Origin of the sequence: Salinibaculum sp. SYNS191, from assembly GCF_037338445.1 — an archaeon.
GTDB classification, from domain to species: Archaea; Halobacteriota; Halobacteria; order Halobacteriales; family Haloarculaceae; genus Salinibaculum; species Salinibaculum marinum.
This window is the reverse complement of the sequence record NZ_CP147838.1, coordinates 1,977,113-1,998,637: the sequence shown is the minus strand read 5'-3', so window position 1 is coordinate 1,998,637 and position 21,525 is coordinate 1,977,113. Positions and strand designations below refer to the sequence as shown.

Below are 21,525 nucleotides of genomic sequence, written 5' to 3'. Positions count from 1 at the left end.
TAAGACTTTTTCGGATATGCGAACATACATAAACCAATAGTGGGTATTAGTGAACATGCCACCAACTGACAACTCTACTGGGACACGGTCGTTGAAAACCGTGTCGAAGGCTGCGGAGGTGCTCGAAACCATCAAATCCCACGGCGGTATCAGTGTGACGGAACTCTCGCGTGCGCTCGACATTCCGAAGAGTTCTGCATACACCCAGCTCAAAACGCTATCCGAAAACGGGTTCGTCGTGAAACAGGACGATGAATACGTCCTCGCTCTGAAGTTCATCTCGTTCGGTGAATACGTCCGCAACCAGCACGCGCTCTACAGACACGGGAAACCCCACATCGACGAACTGGCACGTGAAACCGAGCAATACGCACATCTCGTCACCGAGGAAAACGGTCGAGGGCTCAATCTATACCGGTCTCGAGGTGATACGAGCGTCGGGGGAGACTATCAGAACAGGAAGCTGCAACAACCAGACTATCTTCACTATACAGCGGCCGGGAAAGCAATTCTAGCGAGTTTGCCGGACGAACGAGTCCACGAGATTATTGACCAGCACGGTCTTCCCGAGCGGACAGACAATACAATAACAGACTCGGAGACACTGTTCAAAGAACTCGCTGCGATTCGTGAGCGAGGATACGCATACAACGACGAGGAGGAAATACGAGGCTTCCGTGCGATCGGCACACCGATCAGAGGTGGTGATTCAAAAGTACTCGGGTCCCTCAGCATCTCCGGCCCAACGAGCTACTTCAGCGATGAGCGGTTCGATCAGGCACTCCCGGAACAGGTTATCGAGAGTGCAAACATAATAGAAGTGAATATAACGATGAGTGGACAAGATTGAGTGTGTGCGTGGGAGAGCGCAACACGCAAGTGTGAATTTGCATTATACGAACAAAGTGGAATAAAAACCGTTCGGGGATATGTTGCTGATTATTGGTGTACCCCTAAAAACTGACAGCCGTGGTGATATCACCACAAATAAGACTCCTACTGTTGACAAATCCGAATTTTCGGCCGTATCTGTGTTGACTGACAGGGTGACCCCCGTAAACTATTGTTCAGTATATGCGAACACTTTGATGCACCCCTCTGTGCACCCAGGATAAGCGGATGTCAACGGTCTATGCTAGAAGTGCCGAGCGGTCAGCAGCGGTTGTGCGGCGACGGTCGGGTCTGCAACGGGGTCAAATCGTAATCTTCTCCCGATATCCATTATAAGCATATGCTTGTAAAGGGGCTCGTCGCGTCAGAAGTGGCAATCCATGATAGCGTAGCAGTTCCGGGTCACAGTCAGTGGAGGCAGGTAGGAGAGAGCAAATCGCGTACGGTCGAAAGAGACGCACATAGGCTCCCCGACATGGCGGCAGTGAGTCACAGGATCCTCATCCCTGCGTTATCGAGAGAGTTATGTGTCTGGAACCTGTCAGTGCTCGGTAGTAATTTCGTCCGCATCTTCCGGGAGGCGTATGACGACCAGGTACTCGGCATACTCGGTGAGATAATCCAGTAGCGTATCGATTCGGTGGGCATCGATAGCATCCATCGAATCGAGGAGAATTAACGAGACCGTTTCGTCAACATCGTGTACCAGATAACCAGCAAGTGCGAACACCGGTGCGGAAAATTCCAATGGAAACATACCGAGCGTTTCTCGACGCATCGGCCGAGAAACGCTCTGGTCACGTCGTCATCGACGCAACTGGCTTCGACCGCGACCAGCCCTCACGCCACTACGCTCAGCGAGCACACTACCGCGTTCGATTGCTGAAAGTCACCGCCCTCGTTGACGTGAAAACGCTGTACCTCTTCGATGTTCACTGTACCACGACGAAGAAACACGACGCTAAGATTGGTCCGCAGGTCGCTGGCTGCTGACCGCGGCTACGACGGGAAACCGTTTCGCGACGAACTCCGTGAAGATGGCATACGCCCGCTGATCAAACGCCGCATCTACTCGTCGCTAGATATTGCTCACAACGCCCGGATGAGCCGCCTCTGGTACAATCGCCGCTGGATGGTCGAAACCGTCTTCTCCTCGATCAAGCGCACGCTCGGCTCCGCCGTGCGTGCGCGAAGCTGGCACCTCGAATTCCGTGAGATGGTGCTGAAATGTGCCGTTTACAATCTTCGTCGAACGGTCAGACACCCAGCAGATTAACCGCAGTCGATGGGTTTTTGCTCGATAGCCGGACGAGTGAAAACTTCGAAATCAAGCTCAGTATAGCGATTCTACAGCGCGAAAGACTGCAAGCCATGGGCCCACAAGGCAATCAGCATGGGTTCGGGATATTCTCCTGTCTGGTTAGGGAATATGCGATTCAATCCTGCCTATTTTCCTATAACTACATTCCTATATCTCAACTCTCTCTTTTCCTTGGCCATTTACGTAAGATATAATCATATCCTATGGCGAAAGTTCGTATTTGGATGTTTAAACTTCGAAATAAAAATAAAATTTGGGTTTAGGGGAGTGAATATCCTCAAAAACAGTCTAAAACCAGAAAAATTAAATTATCTCGGGGTGGTCGCTCATTATTTCCTACTACTTGAGTTTGTCTAAAAGTGGTAGCTATTCCGAAAATCTCTCCATAAACCGTTTTGAGGTTTCTGCTACAGTTTATTCAGAAATTTCGCCGGGTTGAGTAGTTGCTTGTCCCTCTTATTTTGATTTATCAATATGGGATTTTCTCAGCTCTACATACGGTTCCACTCAACAATTCACATATGACCTGCTGGTTCTCAACCTCGAGACGTGCTCAAAATCCTTCTCGCTAAAATTAATTGCTTAGATTCACCTATTCGGCCTTTCCCGGCTGCTGCTTCCGGAGGCATCCGGGCTGTAACGCCGATGACTCGGCTTCTTTCGCACACGGGCCAGTCAACACGATGTGCTCTGTGGCACGGAATACAGGTCGGTCTCTTGCGCCCCATCTTGGTTCACGATCTCATGGCGTAGCACCGTTCCATCGAGTCAGCAGAGTGTTTAGATCATCCGCTGAGGGTTTTAACAGAGCCGCTTGAACTGAAAACTGCTGGCATCCTTGTCCTCTATAGTAGGTCTTGAAACGAGTTACACATCGAACGCATTGTCGTCGTGCGGTCGAGTGTGCATTGACTTTCAAGACCTATTATAAGGGATCTGTGTCTGGCTGGTGGTTGCCATCTCGGCGCTTTAGGAGGGATTCATGTTTCCGATCGTGTGTCTCGTCTCTTCGAAGTCAGGAGGCATTGGCTCTTCTACATTCCTCTCTCAGGGTGCGTTCTGGCCACTGAGTCTCTCGGTGAGTTACCGGATTCACATGGACGTCAGCCAACACACCTTGGTCTTGCCCCCCATACCCCGTTTGAGCATGTCTGTGCGTGCTAAGGGGTGTCTAGGCGGTTCTGCGTTCGCCTCCAGGGTTTCACACACGGCTGTATACCCCGGAATACCCTGTTTTTGTCTCTGTTTCTCCTGTGTGTGACCGCAGTTCTCTTTCGATAGGCGCTGCGAATGCAAACCCGCCACTGGCGGCGAGCGTGCTTCTATTGGGCGATTTTGAGTGTCTGGGGTCGTTCACCGCCGGCGCTTCAGTGTGTCTTCTCACTTCTTTCGCATGCGTGATTCCAAAACCGCATGACGGAGGCCGTGTGTGAACGCTCATGGCCCAACACATGTGAACGTCCCTTGCCTGTCCAACGCGCCCTTCGTCTCGCGTCATTCGGCGCTGTCGGGGGTTTCAGCGCTTCGGTTGTATGTCTGGCGGAGATGAGGTACTGCTCGCTCTTGCGATTGCCAGCGCAATGGCATTGTCACAATTCTCTGAATATGGGCGATAGAAGGTTTATACCGGTTGAAAAAGCCGATTGTGATTATTCGGGTCAACTCCTCCAACGCGAAGTTGGTTGTGGAGACTCTGTTGTATGTCGGTCAGTCGTAGAGTCACGACTGACTCCCTATTGACAACGTCCTCGATAATCGCGATGTCCGTGTCTTTCACTTTGGCGGGCAGCCACTACGGCCAGTTATGAGGGACGTTCCGGAGACGCTCACCACCGCACTGGCCGACGTCACCGTCTCGGACAAGCGCTGTCTGGAGGCGGGTGCCGGCGCCGACCACACCACGGCTGGCTTGGTCGCGGCGGTGACCCACAACCCTGACCACGCGGCGACGGTTCGCGACTGGCTTGCCGGCGATCTCTCGCGGACGATAGTGATGGATCTCGCTCGCGCCTCCGAGCGGGAGTTCACACTCGTCATCTACGTCGAGACCCACTACCCGCTGCGGGGGCCCGCGCCGCCGTCGAGGACGCGCTGGCCGTCGACGGAGATGCCGACTCGCTGGCGGACGCCCGCAGCGAGGTGACCGACCTGCTGTAGCGTGCCTGTCGTCCTGCCGGAGCGACCCTCACGACCGACTGTACTATCACCTGACAGTCCGTAGTGTCCACATGGACGCCGCCGAACTGACCAGAGACGTCTGGGATCTGGACCCGGACGCGTTCCCTGCAGACGCCTCGCTCGAACGGCAAGTGACCTTCCTCTTGCGCTACGCGATCCTGGCTCCGTCCAGCCACAACAGCCAGCCGTGGCGGTTCGCGGTCGATGGTGGGACGGTTGCCGTCCGGATTGCTGACGACCGGCGGCTGGAGGTTGCCGACCCCGACGGCCGCGAGCTACACCTCAGCGTCGGCTGCGCCGTCGAGAACCTCTGTGTTGCGGCCGAGCACTTCGGATTCGCTCCTGACGTGGACGACGACCCCGACGGGGGCGCGGCGGCCGTCGTCTCGCTGCATCCCGACGCGGAGGCGGATTCGCCCCGGCCGCCGGAGCTGTTCGACGCGCTGACCGCGCGGTACACCAGCCACCGGCTGTTCGAGGACCGACCCATCCCCGACACCACGCTGGGGCGCTTCCGGCAGTGCGCCGTCGAGGACGACGTGACGCTCCATCTCGTCTCCGACGCCGAGACGAAGGAATCGGTCGCCGAACTCCAGGCCGCCGCCGACGAGGCGCTGATGGACGACCCCGACTACCGGCGGGAACTGGGCTACTGGGTCGGGACGGGCGCGCTCGGCGCGTCGTGGCTCGCGGCCAGGCTCGGCCAGACCGTCGTCACGCACTTCGACCTCGGCGCGCGGGAGGGACGGAAAAACTCGAAGTTCGTCCAGCGGGCACCCCTCGTCGCGGTCCTGTCGACACCGACAGACGACCCGACGACGCAGGTCCGGGCCGGACAGGTCTTCGAACGCCTCGCCCTCGTCGCGACGACCGCCGACCTCGCGGTCCACCCGCTGAGCCAGACGCTCGAACGGCCCGACGCGCGGGCGGACCTCGCCGACCGAGTCGGTATCGGGGATGGGGTGCCACAGCACCTCTTCCGCGTCGGCTATGCCGACGAGACACCCGAACACACGCCGCGGTTGCCGCTAGAGGCAGTGCTAGAGGACGCCCCGTAGCGTCCGCGGCTCCGGTCTGTTCACCTGTCAAGAAGTTTCTCAAGCCAACCGCCGCTCTCGAACTCGAGTTCGAGGTCGACGTCCAGCGCGGTCAGCGCGTCGGCCAGTTCGACCCCGTCGTCGGTGACCAGCGCGGTCACGTCCGTCTCGATGCGTCCGTCGACGTAGTCGGCCAGCCCCTGCGTTCCGAAGGCGGCGTCGATGACTGCCACGTCCCGCCCCGTCTGTGCGAGCGTCGCTGCCGACTCCACTGCCAGTCGCGTCGTGCCTGCGCCGCCGGCGGCCCCGACGAGCGCGAGCGTCCCGGTCATATCTGGGGGTGGTTCCCTCCCGCTGAAAAAGGTACGCGATTCCCGCCCGGCGTCGCCGTGGAACCCAAGACAGATGGTCGCCTGGCCGCATCGCCCTGGCATGAGCGACGTGCCCGAGACGGTCGCAACCGCCCTGGCGGACGTCCCGGTCGCCGGCCGCCCGTGTCTCGAAGCCGGTGCCGGCGCGGGGAACGCCACGGCCGCCCTCCTCGCACGCGACGCCGGCCGGGTGTACGCGGTGACCCACGACGCCGACCACGCCGCCACCGTTCGCGACCGGTTCCGCGCGGACCCGGCCGCCGCGACACTGCGCGGGGACCTCCGGTCGGTACCGCTCCCCGACGACGGCGTCGACGTGGTCACGGCCCACGCGCTGTTCAACGTCGTCGCGCCGGCCGACGTGACCCCCATCCTGTCGGAACTGACCCGCGTGACCGCGCCCGGCGGGTGGCTGGTCGTCGACGACTACGACCCCATCGAGGGACCGGTTCGGGACCTTTTCGGCCTCGCCAACGCGACAGCGGAACTGACCGACGCGCGGCCGGCGTACACGTTCTACCCTCGCGAGCACCTCCGCTCGCTCGTCACGGCGGCCGGCTGGGACCACCAGTGGACGCGCACGCTGCTGGACCCGGTGCCCTGGACGCCGGACCTGCTGGACGCTCACGCCGACCTGATTGCCGACCGGACGGCAGAGCTACCCGCCGACCTCCGCGACGCCCTGCGCGCCCGCCTCCAGCAGGTCCGCGAGCGGACGGGCGACGGCGTCGACGTGGGGACGATGTACAGCCTCGTCTTCAGACTCCCCGAGTAACGGACGTCGTCACCGGGCCTCGCGGATGGCTTCGGCGGCCTCGGCCATCTCGTCGTCGTCGAGGTCGGCGCCGGCAAAGAGCGCGTGAATCGGGCGGCCGCCGTCCTCGGGGAAGCGCGGCACGATGTGGCAGTGGACGTGCGGCACCTCCTGGCCAGCGGCCTCGCCGTTGTTGAACGCGACGGTGCTGGCGGGGGCGTCGACGGCCGATTCGACGGCTGGGGTCAGCTCGTTGACCAGCTCGAACACGTCGCCGGCGAGGTCGGCGGGCATGTCGCCCACGCGCTCGTGGTGTGCCTTCGGGATGACCAGCGTGTGCCCGCGTGCGAAGGGGTTCACGTCGAGGAAGGCGTAGGCGGTGTCCGTCTCCGCGACCGTGTGGCTCGGGATGTCGCCGGCGACAATCTGGCAGAAGATGCAGTCCTCGCTCATGTGCGACGGGTCGGCCGCCGCCGCTATCAAGGTTTGGCCGGCGGCGCGGTCCGCCGGGAGGGTTCATGCGTGGCAGTCCACCTTTTTACGGCTGACCGGAGTATGGATGTCCCACGCCATGACACCCGACGTCACAGAACCGCCGGAAGTGACCGCGGACGACATCCAGACGGTCGACGACGAGCACTTCACATCGGAGACAGTCGCCATCGTCACCGGTGGGGCCTCCGGCATCGGCCGGGCGACGGCCGTCGCCCTCGCGTCCAACGGCCTGACGGTCGTCGCCACCGACGTCGACGAGGAGGGGCTGGCGGAGACGGTCGACCGGGCGGCCGCCTGCGACGCCGACGGCACCGTCGAGACGGTGACTGCGAACCTCGTCGACGAAGACGAGATAGCGGCGATGGTGACGGCGGCCGCGGAACTGGGCGACGTCCGCTACGTCGCGAACATCGCCGGCCTCCAGCACATCTCGCCTATCGAGGAGTTCCCCACCGAGAAGTTCGACCTGATGCACGACGTGATGCTGCGTGGCCCCTTCCTGGTCGCGAAACACGCCATCCCGCACATCCGCGAGACGGACGACGGCGTCGGTGCCATCGGCAACATGGCCTCCATCCACGGCCACATCGCCACCAAGGACAAGGTGGCCTACATCACCGCGAAGTTCGGTCTGCGCGGGCTCACCCAGTGCATCGCGGCCGAGGGCGGCGGTGACCTCCGCGGGTTCAGCGTCTCGACGGGCTACGTGAAGACGCCGCTGGTGACGAACCAGATTCCCGACACCGCCGAGGAACGCGACATCAGCGAGCAGGAGGTCGTCGAGGACGTCATGCTCGGTGAGTCCCGCGTCAAGGAGATGATGGAACCGGTCGACGTGGCCAACCTCTTTACCTTCGGCTTCTCGAAGCGCGGCCGCCACCTCAACGGCGGTGACCTTACCTGGGACGGGGGACATCTCTACACCTACTAGATGACCACCAACGTCGCAATCGCCTGCCAGGGCGGCGGCAGTCACACTGCCTTCACCGCCGGCGTCCTGGAGACAGTGCTGCCACACCTCCACGCGGCCGACGACTGCCGGCTCGTCGGCCTGAGCGGCACCTCCGGCGGTGCCGTCTCCGCGCTCGCTGGCTGGTACGGCTACCTCACCGGTGGCGGCGAGGGAGCCGTCGAGACGCTCCGCTCGCTGTGGGCGGACATCGCCGCCAGCGACCCCTACGAGCGCCTGCTCAACGAGTGGGTCGTCTGGGGGAGCCGTCTCCAGCACAGCGCCGCGCCGACGCCGAGTCTCAGCCCCTACCACCTGCCCTTCTCGGACATGGGCAAGCGGGAGTTCGTCCGCGTGCTCGAACGCCACGTCGACTTCGACCGCATCCCCGACCTCGTGACGTCGGACTGTCCCCGTCTCGTCGTGGGTACCGTCGACGTCAACGCCGGCGAGTTCGAGACCTTCACCGAGGAGAACGTCTCGCCGGCGGCCATCCTCGCCTCGGCCGCCGTCCCCTCCCTGTTCGAGGCCGTCGAGATAGACGGCCACTACCACTGGGACGGCCTGTTCTCCCAGAACCCGCCGGTCTACGACCTGATGCACACCGACCCCGCGCGCAAGCCCGACGAGCTCTGGGTCGTCCAGATTAACCCCCAGACCCGCGAGGACGAACCGCGGACCGTCGAGGAGATAAGCGACCGCCGGAACGAACTCTCGGGCAACATCTCGCTGAACCAGGAACTGCGCTTCATCGAGACGGTCAACCGGTGGGTCGACCGCGGCGACCTCTCCGACGAGCGGTACAGCCACACGGAAATCCGCCGCATCGTCCTCGACGAGCAACTGGGCTACCCCTCGAAACTCGACCGCAGCACCGAGTTCATCCAGCGCCTCCGCGAGCAGGGTATCGCCGACGCCGACGCCTTCCTCGACGGCGTCACCATCGGGGAACACGCCCACACCGTCCATAGGGACACCACGCACGGACACTGACGGCGCGGCGGTCGCTCAGACGAGGACGTCGACCTCGTAGCCGTGGTCTTCGAGCGCCGTGACCACCTGCTCGACGTGAGCGTGTCCGCGGGTCTCCAGGTCGAGTTCCACCTCCGCGTCGTTCATCGCCACGTCGCGGGAGGTCCGGTCGTGCTGGATGGCGTAGATGTTCGCGCTGTTGTCCGAGAGGATACCGACCAGGCTCTCCAGCGCCCCGGGCCGGTCGTGCAGCACCGTCCGCAGACGGAGATACCGGCCGGTCTCGACGAGGCCGCGGACGATGACCGTCGTCAGCATGTTCATGTCGATGTTGCCGCCACACAGCGCGGGGACGATGGTCTCGTCCTCGTCGAAGTCGAACTTCTCGAAGAGCAGGGCTGCAAGCGGCACCGCGCCCGCCCCCTCGACGAGCGTCTTGCCCCGCTCCAGCAGCGTCGTCAGCGCCACCGCTATCTCGTCGTCGCCCACCGTCACCACCTCGTCGACGCGCTGCTTGATTATCTCGAAGGTCTTCTCGCCGACCGTCCGCGTGGCGATGCCGTCGGCGATGGTGTCGACCGAGTCCCGGACCACCCGCTCGCCCTTCCGGAGCGACTCGGCGACGCTCGATGCGCCCTCGGCCTGGACGCCGACGACGCGGATGTCCGGATTCTTTCCCTTGAGGGCAGTTGCGATGCCGCTGATGAGGCCGCCGCCGCCGATGGGGACGACGACAGTCTCGACGCCGGGCAGGTCCTCCAGAATCTCCAGGCCGATGGTGCCCTGCCCGGCCATCACCATCTCGTCGTCGAAGGCGTGGAGGTAGTACCGACCCTCCTCGCGTTCGAGTTCGTGGGCGTGCTCTGCGGCCTCGTCGTAGTCGGCACCGGCGAGGACGACCTCTGCGCCGTAGCTTCTGGTCGCCTTGACCTTCGAGATGGGCGCGTTCTCGGGCATGACGACTTTCGCGCTGACGCCCATCCGGGAGGCGGCCAGCGCGACGCCCTGTGCGTGGTTGCCGGCGCTCGCGGTCACGACACCGGCCTCACGGTCGCTCTCGGGGAGGGTGGCGATGCGGTTGGTCGCGCCCCGAATCTTGAACGCGCCGGTGCGCTGGAACGTCTCCAGTTTGAGGTGGACGTCCGCGCCGGTCATCGCGGAGAAGGTATGTGAGTAGTCGAGCGGTGTGTGTCGCGACGTCTCTGCGACCCGGTCCCGTGCCGCCAGCACGTCCGCCAGTTCGAGCATGCCACAGGCTACCCGTTGCTGGTCCAAATACCCCCGGGCGGAACCCGAGGACGTCGCACTCAAACTACCGAGAGCGTGTGACGCGCAGTCGCGACTGCACGCGGAACGATGGAGTGCGGGTACTTAAACTCTCGGGCCTCCGGAGCGGACCGCTAACCACCAGACGAGAGCGATATTTGACACCTGTCAGACGGCCGGCGCACGGGCGTCTTCCCTTATAAATGCTCAGTCGCTTGCCGGGCGCGGCCCGCGCCGCCCGGTCGGGTCGTCCTCGTGGACCTGTGCCAGCCGTTCCCGGGTCTCCTCGAAGGCCTTCATGCCGTCGGCGAACTCGCCCATCCGGTCGGCGAGTTCGTCAACCTGCTCGGACAGGTCCGCAATCGGTCCGTCGAGCGCTTCCGTGGCCGTCTGGAGCCGTTCGCCCGACTCGTCGATTCCACCGCGGGAGTGTTCTGACATGTGTGTGGGGATGGACGGGTGTACTGTATGCAGTCTACCAAACACGTTTGACCGCCGCGGGAGCAGCACTGCAGCGGCCGCTCGGGGCTGTCAGCGGGTGCCACCCCGTCGCCCGACTCGAAAGACAGAGGTACGGGCGTCGACAAGCCGCGGCCATGTTGCGACAGCGCCGGCGCGCCCGCGGCGTGTGGCTCCCCACAGCGCCCGCCGGGGGTGGCCGATGATTCGCGTCGTCCTGGGCACCGGCACCGCCCACACCGCCAAGGGCTCGTTCGACCGCGCGCTCGCCGCGGCGGGGCTCCACCAGTACAACCTCCGGGAACTCTCCTCGGTGATTCCCGCCGGTGCCGACGTCGAGGTCGTCGGGACCGCCCCGGACCTGGGGCCGACCGGGAACGTACTGGACGCCGTAATCGCCCGCCAGACCAGTCCGCCGGGGACGCGGGCCGCCGCGGGGCTGGCGTGGGCGCGCGACGACGACGGCGCGGGCATCTTCTACGAGGTCGGCGACCACGACCCCGAGAGCGTCGCGGAACTGCTCCGCTCGGGCATCCAGACCGGCTGTGACATCCGTGGTATCGAGGGGGCGGACGTACACACCGAAGTCACGACCGCCGCCGCCAAACCCGACCGCTACTCGACGGCCGTCGTCGTGGCGGCCTACGGCGAGAGCGAACCGCTGCTGTGAGCCGGTGACTGTCTGCTCGAAACCGCAGAAACTGCGTGCAGGAGAATCGCCGTCGCCGTCGCGTTACCGCTCGTCGATGGGGGTGAACGTCTGGTCGTTCGGCCCGATGTAGCGACCGCGGGGGCGAATCAGCTTGTTATCTTCGGTGTACTCCAGGATGTGGCCGACCCAGCCGCCGACGCGGGACATCGCGAAGATGGGCGTGTACATGTCGACGGGGATGCCCAGCTTGTAGTAGACAGACCCGGAGTAGAAGTCGACGTTGGGGGCGATGCCCTTCTCCGGCAGGCCCTTCTCCTCGGTCAGGAACTCCTCGATGGTGGTGGTGTAGTCCAGCCACTTCGTCTCGCCGTCCTCCTCGGAGAGGTCTTCGAGTTTCTGCTGGAGAATCTTCGCGCGCGGGTCTTTCGTGTTGTAGACGCCGTGGCCCCACCCGGGCAGGCGCTCGCCGGCCTCGGTCTTGGCCTTGACCCACTCCAGGGGGCCCATGTCGCTGTCGTCGAGTTCCAGCAGCGCCTCGATGACGTCCTGGTTCGCGCCGCCGTGCAGCGGGCCCGACAGCGCGCCGATGCCGCCCGTGATGGCGGAGTACATGTCGGCGAGCGTCGAGGCGATGACCAGCGTCGTGAACGTCGAGGCGTTGAAGCCGTGGTCGGCGTGGAGAATCAGCGCCATGTCGAAGGTCTCCTCGGCGACCGGGTTCGGCTCTTCACCCGTGAGCATGTAGAGGAAGTTGCCGGCGTGAGAGAGGTCTTCGCGGGGCTCGATGGCGTCCTCGCCGCGGCGGAAGCGGTCGTAGTTGGCGAGGATGGTCGGAATCTTCGCGGTGATGCGCCGGCCCATCCGCTGGGCGGCACCGAGGTCTTCGGGGTCCGCGTCGAGTTCGGGCTCGCTGGCCGACAGCGTCGAGACGCCCGTCCGAAGCGCCGCCATCGCCTCCTCGTCGCTCTCGGCGAGAATCCGGAGCGTCTCCAGGGTCTCGGCTTCGACGCCGCGCTCGGTCGCCATCGAGTCGCTGAAGGCGTCGAGTTCCTCCTGGTCAGGGAGTTGCCCCTCCCAGAGCATGTACAGGACCTCCTCGAAGGTCGCTTCGCGGGCCAGCTCTTCGATGTCGTAGCCCCGGTAGATGAGCTTGCCAGCGTCGCCGTCGATGAAACTCATCTCCGACTCGGCGACGAGGACGCCCCGCAATCCCTTCTTGAGTTCGTCGGACATACACTCCGGTTTTCCACCTGCAGGAAAAAACATTACCATTTCGACCGTCGGGCCTGGACACGCACAGACACGTTTTTTGGATAAATGTTCAACTTGAATTGTAAGCGCGACTCAATCACAATTAATTCCGCGGTATGCTGTGCCATCCGTGATGCACGGTCGCGTGCGCCGGCCGTCCGGGCAACGCTTTTGCCTCGGGACGGCGGAGCAGGTGGTATGGCTGGCGACGAGGTGACGTACGAACCGGTCAGTGTCAAGGAGATGCTGGCCGAGATGAAAGACACCGCCGAGTTGCTCATCGACCTCTCGTACTCGGCGGTGTTGCTCGGCAGTGACGACGTCGCCCAGGAGGTCGTCGCACTCGAAGAGAAGATGGACGTCCTCCAGATGCGCGCCCGCATGAGCATCCTCATGGCCGCCCGCAGCCCTGACGACGCGGAGTCGCTCGCGCCCGTCCTCGGCATCGTCGGTGCCGCCGAGAAGATCAGCGACGCCGCCGGCGACATCGCCAAGGTCGTCCTCGAAGATATCGGCCTCCCCGACGAGATGCGCGCCGCCCTCCCCGAGGCGCTGGAGACGCTGGTCCGCGCCGAGATCGCCGACGACTCCCACCTCGTCGGGATGACACTCGGCGGGCTCAACCTCGAAACCGAGACGGGCGTGCGTGCGCTCGCTATCCGCCGCCCCGACGGCTGGCTGCTCAACCCCACCGCCGGTACGATGCTGCAGGCTGGCGACGTCGTCGTCTTCCGCGGCCCCGAGGAGGGCATCGCCGGCGTCTACGCCGACGCGACCGGCGACGAGTACGAGCCCCCGGCCCCGCCCGAGACGGACTCGACGGACCTCGAACGCGCCGTCGACTCCATCGTGCTGATGAAGGACATGGGCGAACTCGCGGTCGACCTGGCCTACGGCGCGATTCTGTTCGACTCCGAGGACCTCGCCGAGGAGGTGTTCGAACTCGAAGCCGAAGTCGACGCGCTCCAGTCGCGCTTCGAAGCGTGGACGCTCCAGGCCGCCAGCCGCGTCGACGACCCGGTCTCGCTGCGCGGGCTCGTCCAGCTCGCCGGCAGTACCGAGGTCATCTCCGACGCCGCCCTGGAGATAAGCGAGGGCGTCCTCCGCGGGCTCAACACCCATCCCGTCGTCCGCGAGGCCGTCTACGAGAGCGACGAGGTCATCGTCCGCCTGGCGGTCGACGCCGACAGCACGCTCGACGGCGTGACGCTGGGCGCGCGCGAAGTCAAGACGGAGACCGGGATGCGCGTCATCGCCGTCCGGCGGACGGGCGAGGCGGGCGACCGCGCCGGACAGACGGAGTGGGACATCTCCCCCGGGCCGGAGACGCGGCTCTCGGCGGGTGACGTCATCATCGCGAAGGGGACGCGGGCCGGTGCGGACCGACTGGCGACGCTGACGGACTAGAGTTCCTGCGAGAGCCGGTACGCGCGCCGCATCACGAGCACCGTCGCCGCCAGCCCGGCGGTCGACAGCGCGAGGACGAAGGCCAGCGCGACGTAGTACACCGGCGACTCGACGGTCGCGGGCGGGAAGACGACGAACACGAGGAAGATGACCGCCGTGAAGCCGAGTCCGACGGCCGCCCCGCGTTTGAGGTTCTTCCGGACCTCCAGCGCTTCGACCAGTGCGGCCCGCCCGCCCGCGGTTTCCTCGGTGGATGACACACCGTCGTGTAGGGCCGAGAGCCCCATAGTCGCGTCGGTCTTCCCGTCCGGCCGGTATCGAACTGCTAAAGAGTGTGGGGCCGTCCACTCACCGGTATGACGAGTCTCGGCACCGCGAGTGCCGCGCCCGGCGAGGTCGATACCGGTCGGCTCCACGTCGGCGAGACCCGTGACGGGAGCGCCGTCGGGCTCCCTGTCGCGGTCATCAACGGCGCTCGCGACGGCAAAACGCTCTACATCCAGGCCGCCAGCGACGGCGACGAACTCAACGGCGTCGGCGTCGTCCAGCGCGTCGTCCCACAGCTCGACCCCGGTGACCTCGCCGGGACCGTTCTCGTGGTCGGCGTCACGAACTACTACGCCTTCCAGGTGGCCGAACACCGCAATCCCATCGACGACACCAAGCTCAACCGCGCGTACCCCGGCGACGCCACCGGCACCACCTCCGAGCGCATCGCCGCCGCCACCTTCGACGCGGCCACGCGTGCCGACTTCATCCTCGACCTCCACCAGGGCTCGACCTCCCGGATGATAGAGGAGGTCCGCGTCCGCTGCGGTGCCCGCCACCGCCTCCACGACGAGTGTCTCGAACTCGCGAAGGTCTTCGGCTGCGGGCACGTCCTCGACCAGAAGGGCCCCGACGGGCAACTCGCCCGCGCCGGCCCCGACGAGGGCATCCCGACCGTCGACCCCGAACTCGGCGGCAGCGTCGGCTGGGACGAGCAGTCCATCAGGGCCGGCGTCGACGGCGTCTTCAACGTTCTCCGCTACTACGGCTTCCTCGACGGCACGGTCGCGCCGCGCCCGCAGACGCGGGCCAACAGCTTCGAGCAGTACGGCGCACCAAACGGGGGCCTCGTTCGCTTCCACGCCGACCTCGGCGACCGCGTCACCGCCGGCGAGACGCTGTTCGAGGTCACCGACGTCTTCGGCACCACGAAGACGGAGGTCACGGCGGACTCCCGCGGCGTCTTCTGGCGCGCCCGCCGGTACCCCCACGTCGCCGCCGGCGAGTACGTGTGTTCTGTCGGGACGGACATCGATACTTACTGAGCCACTTTTTACTTCGTCGGGTGTCGGGCGCGCCTTCGGCGCGCACCGCACCACTCCTCGTAAAAACTTGGGGAAAAAGGCTCCTCGCGCTCGGTAGAGCGCTCGCAGGGAACCGCGCTCGCGCGGATGCTCGTAGCAGGCCTGCCCTTCCCCGGGTTCTCGCGGTTGCACCGCGAGGCTCGGGAGACCGAAGGTCTCCCGGTGCGCGCGATGAAACGCGCTCCCGGCCACCGCGCCGCCGCTCTGCTCTCTCCTCTCCCACCACCGACACCGACTTTGCCGACCGGACCGGCCGTCCGACCATGCCCGCAGCACACCACGTCGGCGTCACAGTCGCGGACCTCGAACGGGCCGTCGAGTTCTACGAGGAGACCTTCGACCTGCCGGTCCTTGCCCGCTTCTCTGTCTCCGGCGAGGCCTTCTCGACCGGCGTTGACGTCCCGAACGCCACCGGCCGCTTCGCGCACCTCGACGCCGACGGCATCCGGCTGGAACTCGTCGAGTACGACCCCGAGGGCGAGGCGGCCCACGCCGAGCGCGTCAACCAGCCCGGTGCGAAACACCTCGGGCTGGAGGTCGACGACCTGGACGACTTCTACCGCGCGCTGTCCGAGGACGTGACCACGCTCTCGGAGCCACAGACCACCGAGAGCGGCACGCGCATCTGCTTCGTCCGGGACCCGGAGGGAAACCTGGTCGAGGTGCTGGAACCGGCCGGCTAACCCCAGTCTGATGTGCCCGCGGGTCCTCGGCCCGCGTATGTACGTCTGCGAGTCCTGCGGCCGCGAGTACGACCTGACCGCCGACGCGCCCTGGCGCTGTGCCTGCGGCCACGCCCTCGACTTCGCCGACCCGTCGCTACCCGACCGCGACACACCGCCCGACAGTCTCGACCGCGACCGCGGACTCTGGGCTTTCGCCGACTTCCTGCCGGTCGACGGCCTCGTCACCCTCGGCGAGGGCTGGACGCCGCTGGTCGACGCCCCCGAGTGGGACGCGACGTTCAAACTCGAATCCCTGTTCCCGACGGGCAGTTTCAAGGACCGCGGCGCGGCCGTGACGCTCTCGCTCGCCGACGCCCTGGGCGTCGAGCGCGTCGTCGAGGACTCCTCGGGCAACGCGGGCCACGCCGTCGCCACCTACGCCGCCCGCGCCGGCATCGACGCCGACGTCTACGTCCCCGCCGACGCCAAGCCGAAGAAAATCGAGGCCATCGAGCGCACCGGCGCGACCGCAGTCCAGGTCGAGGGCGACCGACAGGCCGTCACCGACGCCTGCGTCGACGCCGTCGAATCCGACGATTCGGGCTGGTACGCCAGCCACGCCTGGCAGCCCGCGTTCTTCGCCGGCACCGCGACCTTCGCGCTCGAACTCGCTGCCCAGCGTGACTGGGCGGTCCCCGACGTCGTCGTGACGCCGCTGGGCCACGGCACGCTCTTCCTGGGCGCGTACCGCGGCTTCCGCGCGCTCCGGGACGCCGGCTGGACCGACCGCGTCCCCCGCCTCGTCGGCGCGCAGGCCGCCGGTGTCGCGCCAATCGTCGCAGCGCTGCACGGGCCCGACGCCGCAGCGGGCGACAACGACGCCGCCGACGGCATCCAGATAACGGAACCCGCCCGCCGCGACCAGATTCTCGACGCTATCGAGGCGACCGGCGGCGATGCCGTCGCAGTCGACGCCGAGGCGACCCGCGACGCGCTCGACCGTCTCCGCACGCACGGTGTCGGTGTGGAACCGACCTGCGCGACTGCGCCCGCGGCGCTGGAAACGCTCCGTGACCGCGGCGATATCGGCGCGGCCGAGGACGTGGTCGTCGCGCTCACGGGCACCGGTCTGAAAACGTAACGCGTACGCATCGCTCAGGTCGACGTCGCCCCTTCCCGGATGTGACACCTATCTGCAACGACCACAGGGTTATCTGGATTGACAGCCTATATCCCAGGATGGCAGACGACAAGAGAGGGCGAGACAAGCAAGCGCGCGACGCAAAACGGCGTCAGCAAGCGCGCGACCTCGCTACCGAACTGGAGCGCAGGGAGGAAACAGAGCCGCCGATCGACGACGCGGAACTCGACGAGTTCGAGGAAGAACTCGAGAGGCTGGAGTTCCCGGCGACGGGGGCCGAGGTCGTCGCGGCGGTCGGCGACCGGGAGGTCGACTCCCTCGAAGGGACCTTCCCCGTCGCGGAACTCATCCCGGACACGGACGTGGTGATCTTCGAGGCTCCCGCTGCGGTCCGGGCGCGAGTCCAGCGGCCGACAGTCGCCGCGGCGATGAAACGTATCGTCGAGGCTGCCGATACATACCCGAAAGCGGACTTCGACACCTCGCAGCGCGAAGCGTACGAGAAGACGGTCCGGGAACTCAAAGCGATCGACGCCGACGACGAGGACGAAGGCGTTCGGTACATAACCGACTGGATCGTCGAAAAGGTCCACGACAAAGAGCAATTGCCAGGGTCGCGGGCGGTCCGTCGGGAAGCGGCGAAGTTCTGCCGGCAAAACGGCTATCAGGTTCGCAACGACGACTGGCTCGGCATCTAGGTCGTCGTCAGAGATACTGCGGACGGCTCTCGGCGGGGGGCGACACCCGCTTCGCCGCCGCTTCCGGTCGACCTACCGCTCGGGATGCGTCGGCGCGTCGAACCCGCCACGCACCAGCGGCTCCGCGACCACCTTTTTCAGCGTCGGATGTCCTCGCTCGCTCCGCTCGCTGCGGGCACCACTCCTCGAAAAACGTGGTGTTCGTGAGCGGAGCGAGCGAACGCTCGAAAGACGAGTGAAGCGAGTCTTTCGGTGGTAAAAAGGCCGAACACTCGCGTTGCTCGTGTTCGGTCCCGTCTCACTGTTCCGGATGCGTCGGCGCGTCGAACCCGCCACGCACCAGCGGCTTCGCGATGTGTCGCCGCGCCACCGGCGGCACCTCGTACCACCCCTCCTCGATTTCCCGCTCGGTCTCCCGCTCCACTTTCCCGTCGGCGCTCGTCCCGCAGTCCCGGCAGCGGTAGCCAGCGTTCGCGCCCGCCGACTTCATCGAGCGGCCGCAGTCGGGGCAGTCCGGCGTCACCCGTTCGGTTCGCACGAGGTCGCGGACGGCGAACTTCTCCAGTTTGAGCGTCCCGTCGCCCACCTCGCCGCAGACAGTCACGCGGTCGCCGACCCGCAGCGTGCGCACCCGGTCGCGGAAGCGCTTCGTCGGCTCGAACGCCGCACAGCGTAACTCGCCGCCGTCTCCTTCGAGGGAAACGAAGACGTGTCCCCCCTCCCTCGTTTCGGGTGCGCTGGCGACAGTACCGGTCACGCGGTAGGCCCGGCCTTCCTGCAGGTCGCCGATCGTGCCGTCCCGCAGGTGGGCGTCGGTGCCCTGGTTCGTAACGAAGGTGTGCCGGCGGGCGACGGGTTCGCTCTCGATGCGCTCGGCGACCGCGCGGACGGCATCGGGGTCGTCGCCACGGATGCCGTGGAGGATGGGGCAGGGCGTCCGCGGGACGCAGACTGCCGCGCCCTCGTCGCGGTCGACGGTGTCCCAGACGTCGGGATAGCCGTCGTCCGCCGCGGCAAAGAGCGAGTCGTAATCGACATCGCGGTCGGTCCCCCAGCGGTCGCGCTCGCGGTAGGAGATGCACTCGTATGTCCACTCATCGAAGGCGGCCCACGCACCGACGGCAGCGGTCGCGCCAATCAGCCCCCGTCCCATCCCGCGCTCGGCGGTCTCGAAGCCGGCCGTCTCGAGGACGTCCCGCACGTCGTTCAGGTCGACGTGCTCCCGGACCGCTCGTCGGGCAACGTCGGCGACGGCGTCGGGGACCGTTTCGGGTCGAGCGTCGGCGACGACGGCTCCCGGATTCGTCCGCGGGTCCGCCGTTGCCGCGCGGTCGAGTGCGTCCGCCGCGAGTTCGAGCGCCTCGTCGGGCGGCAGGTCGCAGTGGACCGCGAGCGCGGCGTTGCCCCGCGTCTTGTGCTCGACGGCAGGGTTGAGGCGGACCAGCAGCGTCCGCTCGACGTGGCCGCCGTGCTCGCGGACGCGCTCGGCCAGGCGCGCGGCGACGTAGGTCGTACACATCCCGAGTTCGCGGGAGTCGGTGTCGTCGACGCCGATGAGGGTCACTGTCCGGGCTAGTCCCGACGCTCACTAACCGCTTTCGGGGACGTGTCGCTCACCGTACTGTTCGCCGAAACCGCCGGACGCGGGCGGCACAGCCGCCACAACGCATAAATACGAGGAGTGAACTATGTACCGATAGATAACAGTATGTCCCGGTCCGCACTGGTCGGAAACGTCACCGCGATGCTCGAGGACGCTGGCTTCGTCGTCAGCGAGCGGTGCGCCATCCGTCCCAAGAGCTTCGACGTTGCCGCCCGCCGGGGCGAGGACACCTTGCTGGTGAAGATTCTCGGGAACATCGACGCCTTCGACGCCAGGACCGGTGCCGAGATGCGCCGCCTCGGGGAGTACCTCCAGGCGACGCCGCTGGTCATCGGTCTGCGGACCCGCGACGAGGAGCTCAAGCCGGGCGTGACCTACTTCAGACACGGCGTCCCGGTGCTGTCGCCCGACACCGCGATGGACCTCTTTGTCGAGGAGGTGCCGCCGCTCATCTACGCGGCCCCCGGCGGACTCTACGTCAACATCGACAGCGAGGTGCTGGCCGACGCTCGCCAGGACCGCGACTGGTCGCTGGGCCGGCTCGCCCAGGAACTGGGCGTCTCCCGGCGCACCGTCTCGAAGTACGAGGACGGCATGGATGCCAGCGTCGAGGTGGCGAGCCAGCTGGAGGAACTGTTCGACGCGCCCCTGACCTCGCCCGTCGAGGTGCTCGACGGGGCCGAGGAGGTCCACGAGGCCCGGGAGACGCCGGAGGACCCCGACGTCGACCCGGACGACGAGCCCATCGTCGCCGTGTTGACCCGCGTCGGCTACGAGGTCCACCCGACGGACCGCGCCCCCTTCAAGACCGTCAGCGAGGACGAGAGCGACCACGACCGCGTGCTCACCGGCCACTCGACGTTCACCAAGACGGCCGAGAAACGCGCCCGCATCATGTCCTCTGTCGGCCTCGTCACGCGGACGACCAGCGTCTACGTCGTCGACGAGGCACCGCGCGATTCCGTCGAAGGCACCGCCCTCATCGAGGAGGACGAGATGGCTGGCATCGAGGACCGCATCGACCTCCGCGACCTCATCATGGAGCGCGCGGAGGAAGAAGGCACGGCCTGACCGGCCGTAACTATCTTTCTGAAGGAACGCTATCCGGTGAGAATCAGGCGTAGGTCTGTTCGAGGTACTCGACGATGTCGTCGGACTCGGGCATCCCCTCGATGTCGTGGTCGGGGTCGACCAGGACGGGGACGCCCGTCTGGCCGCTTATCTCCTCGACCTCGGTGCGCTGGCTGTGGCTCCGGGGGACCATGTGGGACTCGTACTCCAGTCCGAGTTCGTCCAGTTTCTTCTTGACCTTCGCGCAGTACGGACAGCCTTCGAGTTCGTACAGTTCCAGGTTCGGCATCGACCGTCAGTAGGAACTGAACACACAAGAACGGGGTGGTCGCGTGCGCCACGGATACAGACCCGCGCAAGCGACGCGGTGACATCCCGGCGCCAGTCCCGCTACTCGGGGACGTGGTCGGTGTCCGCCAGCAGGTCCGAGGCCGTCAGAAGCGACTCCAGTTCGACGTCGTGTTCGGCCAGGTTCTCCCGTGCCCCCTCCTCGCGGTCGACGACGACCAGCACGCGGTCGACCACCGCGCCGGCCTCGCGCAGCGCTTCCACGGCGTCGATGGCGCTTTGCCCGGTCGTGGCGATGTCCTCGAGCACGACGACTTCCTCGCCCTCGGTCAGTTCGCCCTCGATGCGGTTGCCCGTGCCGTACTCCTTGGCCTGCTTGCGGGCGATGACGTAGGGGTTGCCGGTCTCGACGCTGGTGACCGCCGTCAGCGGGACGCCGCCGAGGGCGACACCGCCGAGTTTCGCGTCGCCGACCCGTTCGGCGAAGGCGTCGGCGATGAGCGCGAGGCAGTCGGGGCTGGTCTCGAAGAGGTACTTGTCGATGTAGTAGTTGCTCGTGCCCCCGTGGGAGAGTTCGAACTCCCCGAAGCGGACGGCGTCGGCGTCCCGGAGCGCGTCGATGAGCGCCTGCGTGTCCATGTGCGCCGGTGATGGGGCCGCCGGTAAAGGCCTTGCCGGTCGCGCCTGCCGCCTCGACCCGCTGA

The 21,525-nt window shown here is 65.6% G+C and carries 22 protein-coding genes and 2 pseudogenes; 14 read left to right on the top strand and 10 right to left on the bottom strand.

What is annotated here, in order from left to right; all coding sequences use genetic code 11:
• Positions 1 to 55 precede the first annotated feature (55 nt).
• Positions 56 to 850 carry an IclR family transcriptional regulator gene (locus tag WDJ57_RS10860; protein WP_338900841.1) on the top strand — a complete coding sequence of 265 codons (795 nt, stop codon included), beginning with the start codon at positions 56 to 58 and terminating at the stop codon, positions 848 to 850.
• A 582-nt stretch (positions 851 to 1,432) separates the two neighbouring features.
• On the opposite strand, the gene WDJ57_RS10855 is transcribed toward WDJ57_RS10860, so the two are convergent.
• Positions 1,433 to 1,648, bottom strand: a complete 216-nt coding sequence (locus WDJ57_RS10855) for a hypothetical protein (RefSeq protein ID WP_338906327.1) — start codon at positions 1,646 to 1,648, stop codon at positions 1,433 to 1,435.
• Here WDJ57_RS10855 and WDJ57_RS10850 point away from each other — a divergent pair.
• The 3 genes and pseudogenes from WDJ57_RS10850 to WDJ57_RS10840 all read left to right on the top strand — a co-directional run.
• Positions 1,633 to 2,167 (top strand): annotated as a pseudogene (locus WDJ57_RS10850) (IS5 family transposase); the annotation flags it as partial. The gene WDJ57_RS10855 and the pseudogene WDJ57_RS10850 sit on opposite strands and share 16 nt — an antisense overlap.
• A gap of 1,849 nt (positions 2,168 to 4,016) precedes the next feature.
• Positions 4,017 to 4,355, top strand: coding sequence for a hypothetical protein (locus WDJ57_RS10845; RefSeq protein ID WP_338900840.1), 339 nt, complete (start codon positions 4,017 to 4,019; stop codon positions 4,353 to 4,355).
• 85 nt (positions 4,356 to 4,440) lie between these two features.
• Entirely contained in the window at positions 4,441 to 5,448 is a 1,008-nt protein-coding gene (locus WDJ57_RS10840) for an Acg family FMN-binding oxidoreductase (RefSeq protein ID WP_338900839.1), read from the top strand.
• 68 nt (positions 5,449 to 5,516) lie between these two features.
• Here WDJ57_RS10840 and WDJ57_RS10835 read toward each other — a convergent pair.
• Positions 5,517 to 5,759: pseudogene (locus WDJ57_RS10835) on the bottom strand (ParA family protein); the annotation flags it as partial.
• 100 nt (positions 5,760 to 5,859) lie between these two features.
• Between WDJ57_RS10835 and WDJ57_RS10830 the strand changes: the two are divergent.
• A complete protein-coding gene (locus WDJ57_RS10830; protein WP_338900837.1) occupies positions 5,860 to 6,573 on the top strand; it encodes a class I SAM-dependent methyltransferase in 714 nt (237 codons plus the stop codon).
• Positions 6,574 to 6,582: 9 nt separating this feature from the next.
• Here the strand turns inward: WDJ57_RS10830 and WDJ57_RS10825 are convergent, their stop codons facing one another.
• Positions 6,583 to 7,005 carry an HIT family protein gene (locus tag WDJ57_RS10825; protein ID WP_338900836.1) on the bottom strand — a complete coding sequence of 141 codons (423 nt, stop codon included), beginning with the start codon at positions 7,003 to 7,005 and terminating at the stop codon, positions 6,583 to 6,585.
• Between the two features lie 118 nt (positions 7,006 to 7,123).
• On the opposite strand from WDJ57_RS10825, the gene WDJ57_RS10820 reads away from it, so the two are divergent.
• Positions 7,124 to 7,978, top strand: a complete 855-nt coding sequence (locus tag WDJ57_RS10820; protein WP_338900835.1) for an SDR family oxidoreductase — start codon at positions 7,124 to 7,126, stop codon at positions 7,976 to 7,978.
• A complete protein-coding gene (locus WDJ57_RS10815) occupies positions 7,979 to 8,989 on the top strand; it encodes a patatin-like phospholipase family protein (protein ID WP_338900834.1) in 1,011 nt (336 codons plus the stop codon).
• A gap of 15 nt (positions 8,990 to 9,004) precedes the next feature.
• On the opposite strand, the gene ilvA is transcribed toward WDJ57_RS10815, so the two are convergent.
• Complete coding sequence (gene ilvA / locus WDJ57_RS10810; protein WP_338900833.1) at positions 9,005 to 10,216, bottom strand: threonine ammonia-lyase; 1,212 nt, start codon at positions 10,214 to 10,216, stop codon at positions 9,005 to 9,007.
• Between the two features lie 225 nt (positions 10,217 to 10,441).
• Entirely contained in the window at positions 10,442 to 10,675 is a 234-nt protein-coding gene (locus tag WDJ57_RS10805; RefSeq protein WP_338900832.1) for a hypothetical protein, read from the bottom strand.
• 220 nt (positions 10,676 to 10,895) lie between these two features.
• Here WDJ57_RS10805 and WDJ57_RS10800 point away from each other — a divergent pair, with 220 nt between their 5' ends.
• Complete coding sequence (locus WDJ57_RS10800) at positions 10,896 to 11,363, top strand: pyruvoyl-dependent arginine decarboxylase (RefSeq protein WP_338900831.1); 468 nt, start codon at positions 10,896 to 10,898, stop codon at positions 11,361 to 11,363.
• A 63-nt stretch (positions 11,364 to 11,426) separates the two neighbouring features.
• Here the strand turns inward: WDJ57_RS10800 and citZ are convergent, their stop codons facing one another.
• On the bottom strand, positions 11,427 to 12,578 hold the full coding sequence (gene citZ / locus WDJ57_RS10795; RefSeq protein ID WP_338900830.1) for a citrate synthase: 1,152 nt from the start codon (positions 12,576 to 12,578) through the stop codon (positions 11,427 to 11,429).
• A 216-nt stretch (positions 12,579 to 12,794) separates the two neighbouring features.
• Here citZ and WDJ57_RS10790 point away from each other — a divergent pair, with 216 nt between their 5' ends.
• Complete coding sequence (locus WDJ57_RS10790) at positions 12,795 to 14,003, top strand: potassium channel family protein (protein WP_338900829.1); 1,209 nt, start codon at positions 12,795 to 12,797, stop codon at positions 14,001 to 14,003.
• On the opposite strand, the gene WDJ57_RS10785 is transcribed toward WDJ57_RS10790, so the two are convergent.
• Entirely contained in the window at positions 14,000 to 14,263 is a 264-nt protein-coding gene (locus WDJ57_RS10785) for a DUF7536 family protein (protein ID WP_338900828.1), read from the bottom strand. The genes WDJ57_RS10790 and WDJ57_RS10785 overlap by 4 nt on opposite strands.
• A gap of 96 nt (positions 14,264 to 14,359) precedes the next feature.
• Between WDJ57_RS10785 and WDJ57_RS10780 the strand changes: the two genes are divergently transcribed.
• From WDJ57_RS10780 to WDJ57_RS10765, 4 genes are all read left to right on the top strand, one after another.
• Complete coding sequence (locus WDJ57_RS10780) at positions 14,360 to 15,316, top strand: succinylglutamate desuccinylase/aspartoacylase family protein (RefSeq protein ID WP_338900827.1); 957 nt, start codon at positions 14,360 to 14,362, stop codon at positions 15,314 to 15,316.
• A 302-nt stretch (positions 15,317 to 15,618) separates the two neighbouring features.
• Positions 15,619 to 16,038, top strand: coding sequence for a VOC family protein (locus tag WDJ57_RS10775; protein ID WP_338900826.1), 420 nt, complete (start codon positions 15,619 to 15,621; stop codon positions 16,036 to 16,038).
• A 37-nt stretch (positions 16,039 to 16,075) separates the two neighbouring features.
• Positions 16,076 to 17,161, top strand: a complete 1,086-nt coding sequence (locus WDJ57_RS10770; protein WP_338900825.1) for a threonine synthase — start codon at positions 16,076 to 16,078, stop codon at positions 17,159 to 17,161.
• A 98-nt stretch (positions 17,162 to 17,259) separates the two neighbouring features.
• Positions 17,260 to 17,859, top strand: a complete 600-nt coding sequence (locus tag WDJ57_RS10765) for a hypothetical protein (protein ID WP_338900824.1) — start codon at positions 17,260 to 17,262, stop codon at positions 17,857 to 17,859.
• Between the two features lie 298 nt (positions 17,860 to 18,157).
• On the opposite strand, the gene WDJ57_RS10760 is transcribed toward WDJ57_RS10765, so the two are convergent.
• The gene (locus tag WDJ57_RS10760) at positions 18,158 to 19,423 is read right to left on the bottom strand and encodes a tRNA(Ile)(2)-agmatinylcytidine synthase (protein WP_338900823.1); all 1,266 of its coding nucleotides are present in this window, start codon (positions 19,421 to 19,423) and stop codon (positions 18,158 to 18,160) included.
• Positions 19,424 to 19,567: 144 nt separating this feature from the next.
• Between WDJ57_RS10760 and WDJ57_RS10755 the strand changes: the two genes are divergently transcribed.
• Positions 19,568 to 20,533: a transcriptional regulator gene (locus tag WDJ57_RS10755; protein ID WP_338900821.1), complete on the top strand. Its 966-nt coding sequence runs from the start codon at positions 19,568 to 19,570 to the stop codon at positions 20,531 to 20,533.
• Positions 20,534 to 20,576: 43 nt separating this feature from the next.
• Here WDJ57_RS10755 and WDJ57_RS10750 read toward each other — a convergent pair whose 3' ends face one another.
• Together WDJ57_RS10750 and pyrE are read right to left on the bottom strand one after the other, a co-directional pair.
• Positions 20,577 to 20,822, bottom strand: a complete 246-nt coding sequence (locus tag WDJ57_RS10750; RefSeq protein WP_338900820.1) for a glutathione S-transferase N-terminal domain-containing protein — start codon at positions 20,820 to 20,822, stop codon at positions 20,577 to 20,579.
• Positions 20,823 to 20,923: 101 nt separating this feature from the next.
• Entirely contained in the window at positions 20,924 to 21,460 is a 537-nt protein-coding gene (gene pyrE, locus WDJ57_RS10745) for an orotate phosphoribosyltransferase (protein ID WP_338900819.1), read from the bottom strand.
• Positions 21,461 to 21,525 lie beyond the last annotated feature (65 nt).